This window comes from Heyndrickxia sporothermodurans (assembly GCF_003055045.1).
Taxonomy (GTDB): Bacteria; Bacillota; Bacilli; order Bacillales; family Bacillaceae_C; genus Heyndrickxia; species Heyndrickxia sporothermodurans.
Genome location: NZ_NAZB01000106.1, coordinates 1 through 894 on the forward strand (window position 1 = coordinate 1; position 894 = coordinate 894).

1 protein-coding gene is annotated in these 894 nt (G+C 30.6%); it reads right to left on the bottom strand.

The genetic code is table 11. The features are described 5' to 3' along the window. Positions 1 to 225: 225 nt before the first annotated feature. Positions 226 to 792: a hypothetical protein gene (locus B5V89_RS19920; protein WP_108073727.1), complete on the bottom strand. Its 567-nt coding sequence runs from the start codon at positions 790 to 792 to the stop codon at positions 226 to 228. Between the last annotated feature and the right edge of the window lie 102 nt (positions 793 to 894).

The following is an 894-nucleotide window of genomic DNA, read 5'->3' on the forward strand; positions in this document are numbered from 1 at the left end:
CACAATTATATGGACTTAATCAGTGACTCTGACTTAATCTACTCGAATTGAGCGAATACATGCACTTAGTACTTATGATCATTTGAATTATTCAATGAACATTTTTCCTGTACTATTCATTTAGCATATGATGATTAAAACGTGAAATAAATTTTTCCAGGCTTGTTTAAGGAAGGTCTTCAATAATTCATCATCTTAAAAATCATTTAAATTCCCATAACTCGTTCATCGTAAATGCCGATACTCTTTATAAAACGTTGCATACATATCAAAACATCTAATAAAGCTCATATGTAGATTGTGAATTTGTCTATTCAAGGTCGATCTTGAATGGAATTTGGAGTTTTTTAATTCGACAATCTCATTCTCCAAGGAAAGACATGTTAAAAGGGCTATCTTTAAATATTCTTTCGTTTCCAGTGAATATTTTTCGCGAAAGGCTAGTTCGATTAATATGTCTTTCGTCTCTTTTACTTCATTTAACATCGTATGGAGTTGATCGGATACTTTCATCTTAACTGGTTTACCACTGACTAACCATTGCTGTTCAAACATTGGCAGAATATATTGTGTACGATCGTCGGTTAGTGTGTTTTTCTTCTCCGAATTGTAGATCGCTTTAAAATCATTTACTTCTCTTTGGTATTCTTTTACAACAATATTACTAGCATTATAGGAAATTGATTTAGTAAAGCTAAAAGGTGAATAGGGAAAATACCAATTGATGCAAAAGAGAAATAACACAATGAAGCAAACAATTAAGCTAGAAATCCATAACCCTTTCTTTTTCACAAACTCCCTCCTTACTGGTATTAATTTTTTTTGTTTAAAAATTTCTTATAATATTTTTATTCATGGTACTCCCTCACTATTTAACGTTTTGTCAAAACTTTT